Annotated in this window: 13 protein-coding genes; 2 read left to right on the top strand and 11 right to left on the bottom strand. The window is 67.1% G+C overall.

Annotation, left to right across the window (positions count from 1 at the left end; all coding sequences use genetic code 11):
* Positions 1 to 222: 222 nt before the first annotated feature.
* The 6 genes from ACVOKU_RS10320 to ACVOKU_RS10295 all read right to left on the bottom strand — a co-directional run bounded on the left by ACVOKU_RS10320 (position 223) and on the right by ACVOKU_RS10295 (position 8,877).
* The gene (locus ACVOKU_RS10320; RefSeq protein WP_481559848.1) at positions 223 to 1,059 is read right to left on the bottom strand and encodes a TrmH family RNA methyltransferase; all 837 of its coding nucleotides are present in this window, start codon (positions 1,057 to 1,059) and stop codon (positions 223 to 225) included.
* Entirely contained in the window at positions 1,060 to 2,568 is a 1,509-nt protein-coding gene (locus ACVOKU_RS10315) for an alanine/glycine:cation symporter family protein (protein ID WP_053517082.1), read from the bottom strand.
* A gap of 168 nt (positions 2,569 to 2,736) precedes the next feature.
* On the bottom strand, positions 2,737 to 3,321 hold the full coding sequence (locus ACVOKU_RS10310; RefSeq protein WP_481559847.1) for a GNAT family N-acetyltransferase: 585 nt from the start codon (positions 3,319 to 3,321) through the stop codon (positions 2,737 to 2,739).
* Positions 3,314 to 6,439, bottom strand: coding sequence for an efflux RND transporter permease subunit (locus tag ACVOKU_RS10305; RefSeq protein WP_111186761.1), 3,126 nt, complete (start codon positions 6,437 to 6,439; stop codon positions 3,314 to 3,316). The genes ACVOKU_RS10310 and ACVOKU_RS10305 overlap by 8 nt, the downstream gene beginning before the upstream one ends.
* On the bottom strand, positions 6,436 to 7,542 hold the full coding sequence (locus ACVOKU_RS10300) for an efflux RND transporter periplasmic adaptor subunit (RefSeq protein ID WP_481559846.1): 1,107 nt from the start codon (positions 7,540 to 7,542) through the stop codon (positions 6,436 to 6,438). The genes ACVOKU_RS10305 and ACVOKU_RS10300 overlap by 4 nt, the downstream gene beginning before the upstream one ends.
* Before the next feature lie 351 nt (positions 7,543 to 7,893).
* A complete protein-coding gene (locus tag ACVOKU_RS10295) occupies positions 7,894 to 8,877 on the bottom strand; it encodes a LysR family transcriptional regulator (protein WP_053517088.1) in 984 nt (327 codons plus the stop codon).
* A 207-nt stretch (positions 8,878 to 9,084) separates the two neighbouring features.
* On the opposite strand from ACVOKU_RS10295, the gene cysK reads away from it, so the two are divergent.
* Both cysK and ACVOKU_RS10285 read left to right on the top strand, forming a co-directional pair.
* Complete coding sequence (gene cysK, locus ACVOKU_RS10290) at positions 9,085 to 10,044, top strand: cysteine synthase A (protein ID WP_481559845.1); 960 nt, start codon at positions 9,085 to 9,087, stop codon at positions 10,042 to 10,044.
* 273 nt (positions 10,045 to 10,317) lie between these two features.
* On the top strand, positions 10,318 to 10,917 hold the full coding sequence (locus tag ACVOKU_RS10285; RefSeq protein ID WP_053517092.1) for an O-acetyl-ADP-ribose deacetylase: 600 nt from the start codon (positions 10,318 to 10,320) through the stop codon (positions 10,915 to 10,917).
* Between the two features lie 74 nt (positions 10,918 to 10,991).
* On the opposite strand, the gene ACVOKU_RS10280 is transcribed toward ACVOKU_RS10285, so the two are convergent.
* From ACVOKU_RS10280 to ACVOKU_RS10260, 5 genes are all read right to left on the bottom strand, one after another.
* Entirely contained in the window at positions 10,992 to 12,131 is a 1,140-nt protein-coding gene (locus tag ACVOKU_RS10280) for an ABC transporter substrate-binding protein (RefSeq protein ID WP_481559844.1), read from the bottom strand.
* A gap of 129 nt (positions 12,132 to 12,260) precedes the next feature.
* On the bottom strand, positions 12,261 to 13,265 hold the full coding sequence (locus ACVOKU_RS10275; RefSeq protein ID WP_481559843.1) for a class I fructose-bisphosphate aldolase: 1,005 nt from the start codon (positions 13,263 to 13,265) through the stop codon (positions 12,261 to 12,263).
* 166 nt (positions 13,266 to 13,431) lie between these two features.
* Entirely contained in the window at positions 13,432 to 14,898 is a 1,467-nt protein-coding gene (gene pyk, locus ACVOKU_RS10270) for a pyruvate kinase (RefSeq protein ID WP_053518499.1), read from the bottom strand.
* A 214-nt stretch (positions 14,899 to 15,112) separates the two neighbouring features.
* A complete protein-coding gene (locus ACVOKU_RS10265; protein ID WP_481559842.1) occupies positions 15,113 to 15,799 on the bottom strand; it encodes an HAD hydrolase-like protein in 687 nt (228 codons plus the stop codon).
* A complete protein-coding gene (locus ACVOKU_RS10260; RefSeq protein ID WP_053518495.1) occupies positions 15,796 to 16,971 on the bottom strand; it encodes a phosphoglycerate kinase in 1,176 nt (391 codons plus the stop codon). Before ACVOKU_RS10260 ends, ACVOKU_RS10265 begins: the two co-directional genes overlap by 4 nt.
* Positions 16,972 to 17,050 lie beyond the last annotated feature (79 nt).

Raw genomic sequence — 17,050 nt, 5'->3', positions numbered from 1 at the left:
TGGAACTCCAACCTGCGTCGAGCAAGAGGGCGCAACAATGAGGCAAGTTTCAAAAGCATGCTTGATCGGAAAAATCAGGCTGTACGCAACGCAAGACGACGCAATCCGCCTTAAGCCGCCTTGACGCTGCACGACGTCCGCGGCGGTCCCGCCGGCACATCGCGCAAAAAGAACCCGGCCACGGGGGCCGGGTCCTGGCAGCCGATGGCGGCGACCTGTCCGTCAGCCGTCGCGACGGCTCGCCCACTGCGCCAGCAGCACTGCGGTGGCCGAGGCCACATTGAGGCTCTCCACCGCGCCACTGCCGGGAATGGAGACCTGCAGGTCACATTCACCGGCCAGGTCGCGGTCCATCCCCTCGCCTTCGGCACCCATGACGTAGACCAGACGCGCCGGCAGCGACGTGCGGAATACATCGTCACCGCCATCGACGAGTGTGGCCGCCAGACCGAAGCCGGCATCGCGCAGCTGGGCCATCGCCTGCGGGGTCGCAGGCAGCTGCACCAGCGGCACTGCTTCGGCACCGCCTTCGGCCACGCGGGCAGCCGCACCGGACAGCGCCAGCGTGCTGCCGGCCGGCAACAGCAGCGCCTTCGCGCCGAAGTGCGCCGCCGAACGCAGGATCGCGCCGAGGTTGTGCGGATTGCCTACGCCATCCAGCCACAGCGCCAGTGACGGGCCTTCGCCGATGTGCTGCAACCACTGCGCCAGCGGCACGGTCGGCGCACGCAGCACGTCGGCCACCACGCCTTCGTGGTGGGTGGTGCCGGCCAGCTTGTTCAGATCGCCCTCCTCGACCACGCGGTAACCCACGCGGTTGGCCACGCACCACTTCAACAGCGGCTGCAGGCGCGGAATCCGGGCCTCCAGCAGGTACAGCTTGCGCAGTGCCTGCGGCCGCGCTGCGAACGCGGCCAGCACGGCATTCAGGCCGTACAGGCGCAGCTCATCGCTGCCTCCGCGTCCACCGCCGCCCGTTGCCGGCAGGTCCGTGCGCGGCAACGGTGTGGCGCGCGGCGGACGAGCGGACGGGCGGCGGTTGTTCCAGGGGTTGTTCACTTACACGTTCTCCTGCTTGCGCTGGCGCCAGAAATCGGCGTTCCGGATGCCCAGTGCATCGGGATCGAACGTCGGATCCAGGCCCAGCTTCTTCTGTCGTTCGTAATCGCGCAGCGCCAGCATCGCGGGCTTCTGGATGATGAAGATGGCGATGATGTTCAGCCAAGCCATCAGGCCCACGCCGATGTCACCCAGGCCCCAGGCCAGGGTCGCGTTGTGGAACGCACCGAACACCACCATGGCGATGATGCCCAGGCGCAGACACAACACGGTCAGCGGACGGTGCTTGTTGTGGTTCACATAGCTGAGATTGGTCTCGGCCATGTAGTAGTACGCCATGATGGTGGTGAAGGCGAAGAAGAAGATCGCCAGCGAGACGAACGACGCGCCCCAGCCCGGCAGCACGGCTTCAACGCCGGCCTGCGCATAGCCCGCCCCTTCCGGAATGCCGGCCAGGCCCTGGAACACCGGAGCCGCGCCTTCCACCGGCGAGTACACGTTGTAGGTGCCGCTGGCCAGGATCAGGAACGCGGTGGCGGTGCACACCATCATGGTGTCGAAGTAGATCGCGAACGCCTGCACGTAGCCCTGCTTGGCCGGATGCGAGACTTCCGAGGCCGCCGCCGCGTGCGGGCCCGAGCCCTGTCCGGCTTCGTTGGCATAGATGCCGCGCTTGACGCCCCATTCGATCGCCAGGCCCATCATCGCGCCGAACGCCGCATGGGTGCCGAACGCGCTGTTGAAGATGATGCCGAACATCTCCGGGACGCGTTCGTAGTTGATGATCATGATGACGACGGCAGTCAGGATGAAAGCCGCCGCCATGAACGGCACTACCACTTCGGCGAAACTGGCGATGCGCTTGACGCCGCCGAAGATCACCACGCCCAGCAGCAGTGCGACCACGATGCCGATGCCGAGCTTGAGCGCGGCAACCGATTCCATGCCGAAGGCCTGGCCATCCAGCGGACCGCACAGCGCACCGCCACGGCAAGCGTTGATGATGCTGTCGGCGATGGCATTGGCCTGCACCCCCGGCATCAGGAAGCCGGCGGCGATGATCGTGGCGATGGCGAAGGCCATGGCATACCACTTCAGGCCCATCGCCTTTTCAATGTAGTAGGCCGGGCCACCACGGTAGCGGCCTTCGGCATCCTTGGTCTTGTAGATCTGCGCCAGGGTGCATTCCACATACGAGGTGGATGCACCGAGGAAGCCCATCACCCACATCCAGAAGATCGCACCGGGGCCACCGAAGGCGATGGCCGTCGCCACGCCGGCGATGTTGCCGATACCCATGCGCCCGGCCATGGACATGGCCAGGGCCTGGAACGAAGAAACGCCGGCGTCGGACTTTTCACCCTTGACCGTGAGGCGGCACATTTCCACGAAGCCGCGGATCTGCATGAAGCGGGTGCGGGCACTGAAGTAAAGGCCGGCCGCCAGGCACACGAAGATCAGTGCCTTGCTCCAGATGATGCTGTTGACGAAATGTACGGTAGCTTCCACGCGCGCTCTCTCCAGTCGGCGGGGTGAATGGACGTCCCGTCGGCTGGAAGGGACCGGTCGATTCTCCCTGATCGAAGGTCGCTGCGATAGCGCCGGAAGGCATCCACCGGGCATGGCCCGGCGCTACCGGTTCCGCCGCGGGTAGCACCGGGCCATGCCCGGCGCCGTTCAGGGCAGCTCGGTGCGCACCCGCGCGAACCGGCGCAGGTCATGCAGGGTGCCGCGCTTGTAGATGGCGCAGCGCTCCACGCCCTCTTCCTGGAAACCGTTCTTTTCCAGCACCCGGGCCGACCCCAGATTGAAGTCCACCACGGTGGCCTGAAGCCTGAACAGGCGCAGTTCGTCCATCACCCACGGCGCGAAGACGCCCACCACGCGGGTCATGATGCCCCGCCCCCAGTACGCCCGCCCAAGCCAGTAACCCAGCTCGGCAGTATGGCCACGCTCGGCCAGGCCCGGCTGGGCACCGATGCTGCCGCAGGCCTGGCCGTCGATCTCGATGGCCAGTGCCAGGGTGCCCGGGGTCAACACGCGACCGGCAAGGAACGCCTCACCGTCCTCACGTGTGTAGGGATAGGGGAAGCGATCGCGCAGGCCGCGTGACACCTCGGCATCGTTGGCATGGCGCAGCAGCGATTCGAGGTCGCCGCCGCGCCATGGACGCAGCTGGAAACCGTCGCCGCGCAGCACTGGGGTCGGGGCCCTTTCCTGCGGGGAAAGGGATCCGCCCCCGTCGGCGCGACGGTCAGGCATGCCCGCCCACCGACGGCGACGCTGCTTCCTGCTTTTCCAGCTCGCGCTTCACTGCTTCCGGCGAGCGGGTGTACGGGGCCAGCCGTGCGTAGAACGCTGGCACCACGAACAGCGACAGGAAGGTGGACAGGGTGACGCCAAAGATGATCACGATGCCGATCGTGCCACGGCTCGCCGAACCCGGTCCACCGGCCACCACCAGCGGAATCGCGCCGACCACGGTGGCGATGGAGGTCATCAGGATCGGACGCAGGCGCACCATCGATGACTCGATGATCGCCTCGCGTACGCTGCGGCCGTCGTCGCGCAGCTGGTTGGCGAACTCGACGATCAGGATGCCGTTCTTGGCCGCCAGGCCGACCAGCATCACGATGCCGATCTGGCTGAACAGGTTCACCGTACCCCCGCTCAACCACAGGCCGACCAGCGCGCCGAGCACGCCCAGCGGCACCGTCAGCATGATCGTCAGCGGATGGATGAAGCTCTCGAACTGCGCGGCCAGCACCAGGTACACCACCAGCAGGGCCATGGCGAAGGTCAGCAGGACCGCACCGCCCGCGCTCTGGTATTCACGCGACTCGCCCTTCCAGTTCACCTGCGCGTACTGCGGCAACTCCTCGCGCGCCACATTCTGTGCCCAGGCAATGGCCTCGCCCAACGGGTAGCCCGGCGCAAGGCCGGCGCTGATGGTGATCGAGCGCAGGCGGTTGAAGCGGTTCAGCGTGCCAGCCTCGGCAACCTCGCTCAGGGTGACCAGGTTCGACAAGGGCACCAGTTCACCGGAGGTGGCACGCACGCGGATCGCGGCCAGATCGGCCGGCGTGGCGCGCCCGTCGCGGCCCGCCTGGACCAGCACGTCGTACTCTTCGCCGTTGTCGACGAAGGTGGTGACGCGACGCGAGCCCATCATCGTTTCCAGCGCCGAGCCGATCGCGGTGACCGGCACGCCCAGGTCGGCCGCGCGCTGGCGGTCGATGTTCACCCGCATCTGCGGGCGGGTTTCCTTGTAGTCCGAATCGGGGCCCACCAGGCCGGGATTGTCGGCCATGCGCAGCAGGATGCGGTCGCGCCACTGTGCGATCTCGGCGTACTCCGGGCCTCCCAGCACGATCTGGAAGGGCTGGCCGCCGCTGCGGACCAGGCCACCGCCGACCTGCGTGCGCACGCGCACGCCCTGGATGGTGTCCAGCTCCTTCTGCAGCTCATTGGCGACCTCCGGGGTGCCTTCGCTGCGCTGGCGCCACGGCTGCAGGAAGATGCTCACCCGGCCGGTGTGCATTTCCTCGCTCGCGCCCCAGCCACCGGGCACGCGCGGGTTGGCGCGCACGATCGGCTTGTCCGCTCCGACGTGGGGCGCCAGCATCGCTTCGACCTGCTGCACCTGCTGCACGGTGTAGTCGTAGCCTGCGCCTTCCGGGCCGTCGATCATGATCTGGAACGAGCCACGGTCTTCGGCTGGCGCCAGTTCCGAGGGCAGCACCTTGATCAGCAGCCAGCTGGCAGCCAATGCCGCCGCCATCACCAGCAGGTAGATCCAGGTGCGGTCGACATGGCGCTGCAGGATGCGGCCATACGCGCCGGCCAGCCGCTCCAGGTTGCGGTTGACGAAGCCATGCAGGCCACGCGGCGCCTGCCCGGTATGCGGCTTGAGCAGTTTGGAGGCCATCATCGGTGTCAGCGTCAACGCCACGAACGCGGACAGCGCCACGGCCGCGGCCAGCGCCACCGCCAGCTCGCGGAACAGGCGCCCGGTGTTGCCCTCGAGGAAACCGACCGGAAGGAACACCGCCACCAGCACCGCGGTGGTGGCGATCACCGCGAAGGCCACCTGCGTGGTGCCGCGCTTGGACGCCACCAGCGGCGGCTCCCCGAGATCGATCCGGCGCTGCACGTTCTCCACCACCACGATCGCATCGTCGACCACCAGGCCGATGCACAGCACCAGCGCAAGCAATGTCAGCAGGTTGATCGAGAAATCGAACGCGTACAGTGCGATGAATGCGGCCACCAGGCACACCGGTACCGTCACGGCCGGAATCAGCGCTGCGCGGAAGCTGCCGAGGAACAGCCAGATCACCGCCAGCACCAGGATCATCGCCTCCACCAATGTGGCATAGACGCGATCGACGGCCGCTTCGATGAAGGTGGTGTTGTCGAAGGCAACGAAGATCTGCGTGCCCTTGGGCAGCGTCAACGCGACCCGCTCGGCTTCGGCGCGCGCGGTGCGCGCGACGTCCAGCGAGTTCGCGGTGGAGGTCTTGACGATGCCCAGGCCGATGCCCGGCTCGCCATTGCTGCGGTAATAGGCGCGGCGCTCGGCCGACGCCAGCTCGATCTTCGCCACGTCGCCCATGCGCACGACGTAACCGTCGCTGCCCTTGCCCAGCGGGATGGTCGCGAAGTCTTCGGGCTTGATGTAATTGCGTTCCACGCGCAGGGTGAAATCGCGGTCGGTGGATTCGATGCGCCCGGCGGGCAGTTCCACGTTCTCGTTGCGCAGCGCGGTTTCCACATCACCGGTGGTCAGTCCACGCGCGGCCAGCTGATCGCGGTCCAGCCAGATGCGCATCGCATAGCGCTGGCGACCACCGATACGGACCTGGGCGACGCCATCGAGGCTGGAAAAGCGGTCGACCACATAGCGGTCGGCGTAGTCGCTCAGCTCCAGCGTATCCATGGTCGAGGAGACCATGTTGAACCAGATGATCGGATCGGCATCGCTCTCGACCTTGGCGATCTCCGGCGGGCGCGCCTCTTCCGGCATGCGGTCGGCAACCCGGCTGACGGCATCGCGCACGTCATTGGCCGCGGCCTCGATATCACGGTTGGAGGTGAACTCGATGCTGACCTGCGAGCGGCCGTTGGTGCTGCGCGCGTTGATGGTATCGATGCCTTCGATGCCGGCGAGCGCATCTTCCAGCACCTGGGTGATCCGGCTTTCGATGACTGCCGCAGAGGCACCGGTGTAGTCGACCGACACCGACACGATGGGCGGATCGATGGCCGGCAGTTCGCGCAACGTGAGGCGGGTGAAGGACATGATGCCCAGCACCACCAGCAGCAGGCTCATCACCACGGCGAACACCGGCCGCTGGATGGAAACGTCGGACAGCTTCATCCGCCCTGTTCCTCGGTCGCGACCGGCGCAGGCGCATCGGCAGGCTTGGCGCCACTGGCCGGCGCTGCATCACGGGCGGCCACCTTCAGACCCGGGCGCAGCTTGCCGGTGCCGTCGACCACGATGCGCTGGCCGGCGGCCAGCCCCTGCTTGATCTCGACCACGCCGGCACGGCGCGCGCCGGTGACCACGTCCACGCGCTCGACGCTGTCGTCGGCGCCGATGCGGTACACGAAACTGTCACGGCCCACCTGCACCACCGCGATCTCCGGGATCACCAGCGCCGGGCGCTCGGGGCGGAACAGGCGCACATCGAGCAGCATGCCCGGGCGCAGCGCATGGTCGGCATTGGCGAAGTCGGCCCGCACGGTCACCGCGCGGGTGGCCGGGTCGATGCGTGCATCGATGGTGGTGACCTCTCCTTCGAACGTGCGCCCCGGCCACGCGACGCTGGTCGCGCTGACCTTGTCGCCCGCCGAAAGCGCGGCCAGTTCCACCTCGGGCACCTGGAAATCGACGTGCATGCGCTCGATGTCGTCCAGGGTGGCAATCACCGTGGTCGGCGTCAGCAGCGTACCAGGGCTGACCTGGCGGATACCCAGCACGCCTGCGAACGGCGCACGCACGCGACGGTCGCCGATGTCGGCCTGCATCTGCGCGACACGGGCCTCGGCAGCATCGCGGATCGACTTCTGCGTATCCAGCGTGGCGCTGGACACCAGCCGCTGCGTGGCCAGCTCGCGCTGGCGGCGGTACAGCTGGTCGGCCTCGTGGAAGGTGGCCTGCGCCTGCACCAGCGCAGCTTCCTGGGCCTGGCCGCGCAGAGTCACGATCGGCGCACCCGCAGCGATCTGCTGGCCGCTTTCGAAGTGCACCTTCTCCACGATCTCGCTGACCTTGGCGGTGATGCTGATCGACTCCCGCGCCTTGGCCGTACCCAGTGCCTGCAGGGTGTCGTTCCATTGCGTGGGCTGCACGATCTGCGCGGTGACCGGCACCGCTTCCCCCTGCCGTCGCGCGGCGGCCTCCTGTTTGCCTGCGCACCCGGCCAGGACGGCCAGGCTGAGGCCAAGGGCCAGGGTCGAAGCGATACGAGCCAACATGAACGGTCCTGATTGATCCACGGCCGCCGAGTGTAGGCATCCCCCCGCGAAGGCGGTATATGCCAAGCGTTTACCGGCGTGGAACCGGCGTCGCGATAGCGGCCTGAACCCGTTCCATGCAAGGGTCTGTGCGGCGGTGTCGGCGTATGTCGGGATGTATCCGGGCGACCGCTGGGCGTGCTGCTGCCGTAGAGTCGGACAGGTCCGGCGGAGGGCGTCGGATCGGGTCGGATCCTGGCGGGGATCCGATCCGGTTGTTCCTCTCTGCGGCCGATCCATCGGGGCCTGGCCGCGTTGTTGCTGTTGCGCCAGTTCTTCGCAGGTGCAGGGCGCTGCCCTGCCCGAGCACCCTCACACCGTGATGGTCTGGGTCAGCGATTCCCAGGTCGGCGGCAGCGGCCACGCGGCCACCTGGTTGCCGTCCAGTACCCGGCGCAGGTCGCGCGGATCGATCTGCGGCGCCAACACATGCACCAGCTCCAGCGCGTAATCGCGCAGCACCCGGTCACGCGGCAGCACCGCCCAGGCGATGCACTCGGCGATCGGAGCGGGTGCCGGCCATGCCTTGAGGTCTTCGTCGAGGGAACTGACCGCCATTTCGGCCAGCAGGCCCACACCCAGGCCGGTACGCACATAGGTCTTGATCAGATCGGCGTCCAGCGCAGTCAGCGCCAGATCCGGAACCAGCCCGTTGGCAGCAAAGGCACGCTGCAGCGACGAGTTCGGGCGCGTGGACGATTCATAGCTGATCAAGGGCTGGCGGGCGAGCGCCGCCAGGTCCGGTGCGCGGCCCGCGCGATCCAGCGGATGGCCCTTGGGCACCACCACCAGCCGCCGCCAGCGGAACAACGGTACGGCGATGCCATCGCCAGGCTCCCCACCGGCCGTACTGATGATGGCGATGTCCGCATCACCCTGGTTCAACCGATCCAGCGCATCGGCTTCGGCGGCCTGCTGCAGGTGCACGCTGACCTGCGGATACGCCTGCTTGATCGCCGCCACCGCAGGCGGCAGCACGAAGCGCGCCTGGGTATGGGTGGTGGTCAGGATCAGCTGGCCCTGGCTTTCGCGGCGCTGGTTGGCCGCGTAGGTGCGGATGTTGTTGGCCTCGGCCAGTACGGCGCGCGCGCGGGAGATCACCTCGGTGCCGGCCGGGGTGACCGACTCCAGGCTGCGACCCTTGCGTACGAACAGCAGGAAGCCCAGCTCGTCCTCCAGCTGCTTGAGCTGCTTGGACAGGCCGGGTTGGGTGGCGTGCACGCGCGAGGCAGCCAGCGTGATGTTCAGCTCGGCGTCGGCGATGGCGACCAGATAGCGCAGCTGGGTCAGCGTCATGGGCGGGCAGGCAGCAGGGGCGGAGGTCCACTCTAGGGTCAATTACCGTCACCAGCTTATAACCAAAGGTTGTTTAAGAAAGGCATCTGGTCATTTCCGGGCGTCATATGCCGGCGCTACGGTCAGCCGGCAGCCGCTGGCGTGAACAGCCAGCTCTCCCTCTTCCCGCCCGCCGTCCTGGCGCGGCCCCGCCTCCGGAGCGCTTCCATGGCCCTGTACGACTCCATCCTCGACACCGTCGGCAACACCCCCATCGTCAAGCTGCAGCGCCTGGCGCCGCCGCAGGTCAGCCTCTACGCCAAGGTCGAGTCGTTCAATCCCGGCGGTTCGGTCAAGGACCGCCTGGCGCTGGCGATCATCCTCGACGCCGAGGCCCGTGGCCTGCTCAAGCCGGGTGACACCATCGTCGAAGCCACCTCGGGCAACACCGGCGTGGCGCTGGCGATGGTGGCCGCCGCCCGTGGCTACAAGTTCGTGGCGACCATGGTCGAGACGTTCTCGGTGGAACGCCGCAAGCTGATGCGTGCCTACGGCGCCAAGGTGATCCTGACCCCGGCGGCGGAACGTGGCAGCGGCATGGTGCGCAAGGCGCGCGAACTGGCCGAACAGCATGGCTGGTTCCTCGCCAGCCAGTTCGCCAATCCGGCCAACCCGGCCTACCACCGCAACACGACGGCGGCGGAGATCCTGCGCGACTTCGCCGGCAGGCGCCTGGACTATTTCGTCAGCGGCTGGGGAACCGGCGGAACCCTCACCGGTGTCGGCGAGGTACTGAAGGTCGCACGGCCGCAGACCCGCATCATCGCCACCGAGCCAGCCGGCGCCGCGCTGCTCAAGGGCGATGACTGGAAGCCGCACAAGATCCAGGGCTGGACGCCGGACTTCGTGCCGGACGTGCTCAACCGCGACGTGGTGGATGAACTGGTGTCGGTCGAAGATGACCGCGCCATCGCCACCGCGCGCCGGCTGGCTGCCGAGGAAGGCATCTTCGTCGGCATCTCCGCCGGCGCCACGGTCGCCAGCGCGCTGGATGTGGCCAGCCGTGCCGAGCCGGGTTCGGTGATCCTGGCGATGCTTCCGGATACCGGCGAGCGCTACTTCTCCACGCCCCTGTTCGCCGACGTGAACGAAGGTTCCGACGACGAGTGGCTGGCCGGCCTGCCGTGATGCACAGGGTCGGATCCCTTTCCCGTCCGGGAAAGGGCTCTGGCCCTGCCGGCGCACCTCGGAAACATGGGGTCAGAGCCTTTTCCATACGGAAAAGGATCTGACCCCTTTCTGCTTCAGCCTGCATGAAGGTGGCGACCGCCATCGTGCGTGAAGACCGTCGGATCGCAGCGCGTGAGACGGTCATGACGCAGCATCGATGGCCTGTCCCCTACGCTGGGTACAGCCGCCGCAGGTACTGCGCGGAACATCCGACAGGCAGGAGACGGACGCATGAAGATCGAAGTGTGGCAGGGCGACATCACGACCCTGGCGGTGGATGCGATCGTCAACGCGGCCAATGAATCGCTGCTGGGCGGCGGCGGAGTGGACGGTGCGATCCACCGTGCCGCCGGGCCCGGCCTGCTGGCCGAATGCCGGCAACTGCCGGAACTGCGGCCAGGCGTGCGCTGCCCGACCGGTGAGGTGCGCGCCACCGGCGCCCATGCATTGCCGGCGCGGCACGTGCTGCACACGGTGGGCCCGGTCTGGCACGACGGCCTGCGCGATGAACCCGCGCTGCTGGCCAACTGCTACTGGAAATCGCTGCAGCTGGCCGAATCGCTCGGGGTGCAGTCGATCGCGTTTCCGGCCATCAGCTGCGGCGTGTACGGCTATCCGCTGTACCAGGCCGCGCAGATCGCCGTGACGGAAACCCTGGCGTGGCAACGCAGCCATGCACAGCCGATGCGGATCGTGCTGGTTGCTTTCAATACCGCCACGGCCAAGGCCTATCAGCAGGCTCTGGCCAGCGCCGGGCAGAACGCGGACAACGAAGTACGCGGCACGCTGCTGCCGCCGCTGGGCGATACCGGCTTCGCTGCCGCGCATTGAGCACGGGGCGGCGGCACTGAAGAAAAGGCCGGGCAATGCCCGGCCTTTTCATTGCGGCAGTGCCCCTGGACGCGTCAGCGGCTGGCCGCCTCGACCGCGGCGTCACCCGGCACGGCCGCCGCATCCGCCGCCGCGCGGGCCGCCGACGCCGCGGCGCCGGCAGCGCTGGCGCCATCGATCTGCACGCGCACCTCGACCAGACCCTGCTCGTCGCTGAGGCTGGAAACATCGACGGTGTAATGACCGGCCGGCAACGATTCCTGCAGACGCGCGTTGGTACCGTTGCCGCCGTCGTCGTCGACCAGCTCGACATCACCGCCGACCACACGCAGCACGGTGTCCACCTGACCGGAGATCGCATCCAGGCGAACCTCGCCCGGACGCTCCAGTGTCAGCAGGAAGCGACGGCGACCTTCGCTGTCGAGCATGGTGAACACGCTGCCCGACTGCGGCAGTTGGGTACCGTCGCGCTCGACGATGTTGCCCGGCAGCTCGGTGCGGGCAACGGTCAGCTTGAAGGTGCCGGACGCATCGTCGTCCAGCCCGCGCACGCCCAGCGTGTACTTGCCGGGCTGCAACGGCAGCGACAGGCGCGAATTGGTGCTGTCACCGCCATCGTCGTTCTCCGCATCGATGTCGCCGCCCTTCAGCTTCAGCACGGTATCGAACGCGTCGGACGACAGATTGACCTCATAGAGGCCGGCCTTGTCCACCTGCAGGGTGTAGTCCTGCGATCCGGATACCAGCATGTCCACGACTTCGCCACTGCCTGCGATGGGCTTGCCGTCGTAGGGCACCAGCTTCTCCACCCGCAGGCGGTAAGGGCCGTAGGCGGTCGGGCTGTCGGCGTTGACCGCCACCTGGTAGGTGCCGGCACCGTTGGCGCGGAACGCCAGCGATACATCCCCGCTGCGCTCATAGCCGGTGCGGCTGCTGGCGACCAGGCTGCCATTGCTGAACACGGCAATCGAGCCACTGAGGGCACCGGTCAGCTTCATGCCCACCAGCTGCTTGTCCTCCAGCGTGATCTGGTACAGCTGGTGATGGCTGCCGTCATTGAAATTGATGCCGCTGCGCGAGGTGATCTCGCCGGAAACGGGCTTGTCGAACTCAAGCGACGGGGCCTTGCCCACATCCGCATTGCTGCCGGAACGGTTGCAACCTCCTGCGGCGAGGACCGTAGCAACGGCCAGCGTGATTGCTGCCAAACGCATGTTTTTCTCCTTGGCCTTCCATGTGTGTCCCCCGGGCCGGCCGGGCCCGCGGGAGGCGGAAAAGATACCCGCAAAAGCAAACGCCGGCGTGAGGCCGGCGTTGCCCTGTTCATCCTGCAATGGAACCGATCAACCGTTCCACTTGCCCAGTGCAGCCAGGCCGTTTTCCTTGGCGCGCTCGAACACGGTCTTCTGCGCGGCGGCGTAGTTGCCCTTCATGTCCTTGGCCCACAGCTTCAGTGCCGCCTGCTGCATGGCACGGCCATAGGAGAAGCTCAGCGGCCACGGCAGGTTGCCCAGCTGGTTCATCGCATTGAGGTGGGCGGTGGACTGTTCATCGCTCTGGCCACCGGACAGGAACACCACGCCCGGCAGGATCGCCGGCACGGTGCTCTTCAGGCACATCACGGTGGACTCGGCCACTTCCTCGACGTCGGCCTGCTCTTCGCAGTCCTTGCCCGAGATGACCATCGAAGCCTTCAGGATGGTGCCTTCCAGCAGCACGTTCTGCTGGTACAGGGCGTCGAACAGCGAACGCAGGGTGGCTTCGGTGACTTCGTAGCAGGTCTCGATGTCGTGGTCGCCGTCCATGATCACTTCCGGCTCGACCATCGGCACCAGGCCGCATTCCTGGCACAGCGCGGCGTAGCGGGCCAGCGCATGGGCATTGGATTCGATGCAGGTGCCCGACGGAATGCTCTCGCCGATGTTGATGACCGCACGCCACTTGGCGAAGCGCGCACCCAGCTTGTAATACTCCTGCAGGCGGTCGCGCAGGCCGTCCAGGCCTTCGGTGACCAGTTCGCCCGGGCAGCCGGCCAGCGGATGCGCACCCTTGTCCACCTTGATGCCCGGAATCATGCCGTGGTCGGCCATGTACTTGGCGAACGGCACGCCATCCTTGGTCGACTGGCGGATGGTTTCGTCGTACAGGATGGCGCCGGAAATGTGCTCGTTGAGCTTCGGCGTGGTCAGCAGCAGTTCGCGATAGGCGCGACGGTTCTCCTCGGTGTTCTCGATGCCCACGCCGGCGAAGCGCTTGGCGATGGTACCGGTGGATTCGTCGATCGCGATGATGCCCTTGCCCGGGGCAACCATGGCCTGGGCGGTTTCAGCCAGCTGTTCGATGCTCATGTACTTCCTGTGGCGGGTGCGGGAAAAACGTAAGTATAGCCCCGCAGCCCGTGGCCTCGACGTGGAGGCCAGACTGGAAACGATTCCAATGTCCATTCAGGACAGGCGCTGTCCTGCGGTGTTCCGGTCAGAGCCCCGGCGGGGCTCCGACCCGGTTCCGCAGCGGTTACAGATCGCCCAGACCGCTGGCGCGACCGTCTTCGCCCACCTGGAGCAGGCGCAGGGTGTTGGTCGCACCGTGGGTTTCCATATGCTCACCGCTGGTGAACACCACCCGATCGCCGGCCTGCAGCAGATCCGATTCGACCAGCAGGCGGATGCTGCCACGTGCGGCTTCGCGCGGGGTCAGGCCACGGCTGTCGAAATTGATCGGAAACACATCGCGCATCAGCGCCATCTGCCGGCGTGCGCCGTCATGTCGGGTCACCGCGAACACCGGTGCCTTGGCGCGGAAGCGCGACAGGTAGCGCGCGGTACCGCCGGACTCGGTCATGGCCACGATGGCCCGCACGCCCACGTGCTGGGACAGGAACATGGTCGCCATCGCGATGGCCTGGTCGGCGCGCTCCAGGTTGCGCGGCGACGCATTGAAGTCGGTCTCGGTCTGGAACTGGCGCTCGGCGCCCAGGCAGATGCGCGCCATCGCCTCCACGGCCTTGACCGGATACGCACCGGCAGCGGTTTCGGCCGACAGCATCACCGCATCGGTGCCGTCGATCACGGAGTTGGCCACGTCCAGCACTTCCGCGCGGGTCGGGATCGGGCTTTCCACCATCGACTGCAGCATCTGGGTGGCAGTGATCACCACCTTGTTCTGCGCCAGCGAAGCCTTGATGATCTTCTTCTGCAGGCCCGGCAGCTCGGCATCGCCGATTTCCACGCCGAGGTCGCCGCGCGCCACCATCACCACGTCACTGGCCTCGACGATCTCTTCCAGGTTCTCGATCGCTTCGGTGCGCTCGATCTTGGACACCAGCGCGGCGTAGCAGCCGTGCGATTCGGCGATCGCGCGGGCATCGTTCATGTCCTGCGCATTGCGGCAGAAGGAGACGGCGATGAAGTCGACACCGATCTTGGCGACGATCCCGATCAGCTCCTTGTCGCGCTCGGTCAACGCGCCCAGCGACAGGCCACCGCCCTGCTTGTTCAGGCCCTTGCGATCGGACAGCACCCCGTCGTTGAGCACGGTGCTGATGATCCGCTCACCCTGCACCTCGACGACCTGCAGCTGCATCAGGCCGTCATCGAGGAGCAGGACATCACCGGGGCCGACGTCCTGCGGCAGGCCGAGGTAGCTCACGCCCACCTGCGTGGCATCGCCGGCCGGTGCATTGGGCGAGGCGACCAGATCGAAACGGTCGCCCGCCTTGAGATGGATCTTGCCTTCGGCAAAGCGCTCGATGCGGATCTTCGGGCCCGGCAGGTCGGCCAGGATGCCCACTTCCACGCCCACCCGCTGCGCGGCAGCGCGCACGTCGGCGGCACGCTTGGCCTGGCCGGACGGGTCACCGTGGCTGAAGTTCAGGCGCACCACGTTGACGCCGGCGCGGAACAGATCCTCCAGCACGCCCGGCGGATCGGTGGCCGGACCGAGGGTGGCTAGGATCTTGGTGCGACGCTGACGCTCGAACATGGTGAATGGGCCTCTCCCGTTAAAGCACGGAAATTAGCACATCCTTCACGCCCCATGTATGCGGTTACAACCTTGTGCTGCCTGACTCTGCGGGACATCTAACGGACATCGCCCGGACATACGCCGGCGCAGGGTGCCCGGTAGCGTCGGCCATGGCTGGCGGGCTTCGGGCAAAGCCGCCGGGCATGGCACGCCGCGACCGGTCGAAGAGGCATCAGGCCAACAGTGTCGTCAGCTGGACCGGCTCGCGTGCCAGCTGGCCCGCACCGGCTTCAGTGAGTTCCGCTTCGCCACCAAACCCCCACAGCACACCGATGCTGCGCAGGCCGTGGTGACGCGCGCCCTCGATATCCATGCGACGGTCGCCGATCATCCAGCACTGCGTGGGCGACACCTGCAACCGGCGCAGCGCTTCGCCGACCAACTCGGGCTTGTGGCTGCGCGAACCATCCAGGGTCGAGCCGATGATGTCCTCGAACAATCCGCCGAACGGCAGATGGGCCAGGATCCGGCGCGCGTGCGGCTCGTTCTTGGCAGTGACCACCGCCAGGCGGTGGCCACGCCCATGCAAGGTGCGCAGGGCGTCCTCTACCTGGGGGTACACCGTGTGCTCGCGCCAGCCCTCGGCATCGAAGCGTTCGCGGTAGTACCCGACGGCCTGCTCCACCCGCGCCGGTTCGATGAACAGCGGCGCGAACGTGGTGCGCAGCGAAGGCCCGATCCAGCCCAGCAGGGTTTCCCGTGCCGGCACCGGATGCTCCATCTTCTGCAGCGCATAAGCGATGCAGGTGGTGATGCCCACCTGCGAATCGATCAACGTACCGTCCAGGTCGAAGAAGAGCGTCGCGCGTTCTTCCGGTGCCGGGTGGGCAGAACCGGCCTGGGTGCCGTCCCGGTTCATGCGCCGCGCGCGGCGAGCGCGGCCACGGCCGGCAGGGTCTTGCCTTCCAGGAACTCCAGGAACGCGCCGCCACCGGTGGAGATGTAGCTCACATCCTTGGCGATGTCGAACTTGTCGACCGCTGCCAGGGTGTCGCCACCGCCGGCGATGGAGAACGCCGGGGACGTGGCGATGGCACGCGCCAGCGCTTCGGTCCCCTTGCTGAAGGCTTCAAACTCGAACACGCCGACAGGGCCGTTCCAGACCACGGTGCCGGCATTCGCGATCAGCTGCGCGTACTGGGCAGCGGTCTGCGGACCGATGTCCAGGATCAGATCATCTTCGGCGACCGCATCCACGGCCTTCACTTCGGCAATGGCGTCGGGCAGGAACTGCTTGGCCGTGACCACGTCCACCGGAAGCGGAATCTCGGCCCCCCGCGCCTTGGCGTCGGCAACGATCTTCCGGGCGGTGTCCAGCAGGTCCGGCTCGTACAGCGACTTGCCGACCTTGTAGCCGGCAGCCGCGATGAAGGTGTTGGCGATGCCGCCCCCCACGATCAGCTGGTCGACCTTGCCCACCAGGTTGGCCAGCAGTTCCAGCTTGGTGCTGACCTTGCTGCCGGCCACGATGGCCAGCAGCGGCTTGGCGGGTGCGTCCAGCGCCTGCGCCAGGGCATCCAGCTCGGCCATCAGCAGCGGGCCACCCGCGGCGACCGGGGCGAAACGGATCACGCCGTGGGTGGACGCCTGCGCGCGGTGCGCGGTACCGAAGGCATCCATCACGAACACATCGCACAGCGCGGCGTACTTCTTCGACAGGGCTTCGTCATCCTTGCCCTCGCCGACGTTCATCCGGCAGTTTTCCAGCAGCACCAGCTGGCCCGGCTGCACCTCGACGCCGTCGATCCAGTCGCGCACCAGCGGCACCTCGCGACCCAGCAGTTCGGACAGGCGTGCGGCAACCGGTGCCAGCGAATCGGCTTCGCTCCACACGCCTTCCTTCGGCCGGCCCAGGTGCGAGGTGACCATCACCGCCGCGCCCTGCTCCAGTGCGCGCTTGAGCGTCGGCAGCGAAGCGGTGATGCGCTGTTCGGAAGTGATGCGGCCATTCTCGATCGGCACGTTCAGATCCTGGCGGATCAGCACGCGCTTGCCGGAGAGGTCGAGGTCGGTCATGCGGACGATGGACATGGGCAACTCTTGGGCTCAGGGACGGGGTGCCGGCGTTCGGCAGACCGTCATTGTATCGGCTGCGGCAGAACGGATGGCG

The sequence above is a fragment of the Stenotrophomonas sp. STEN147 genome (assembly GCF_056757995.1).
The sequence above is the reverse complement of the archived record's forward strand: the minus strand, read 5'-3'. Positions and strand labels throughout refer to the sequence as shown.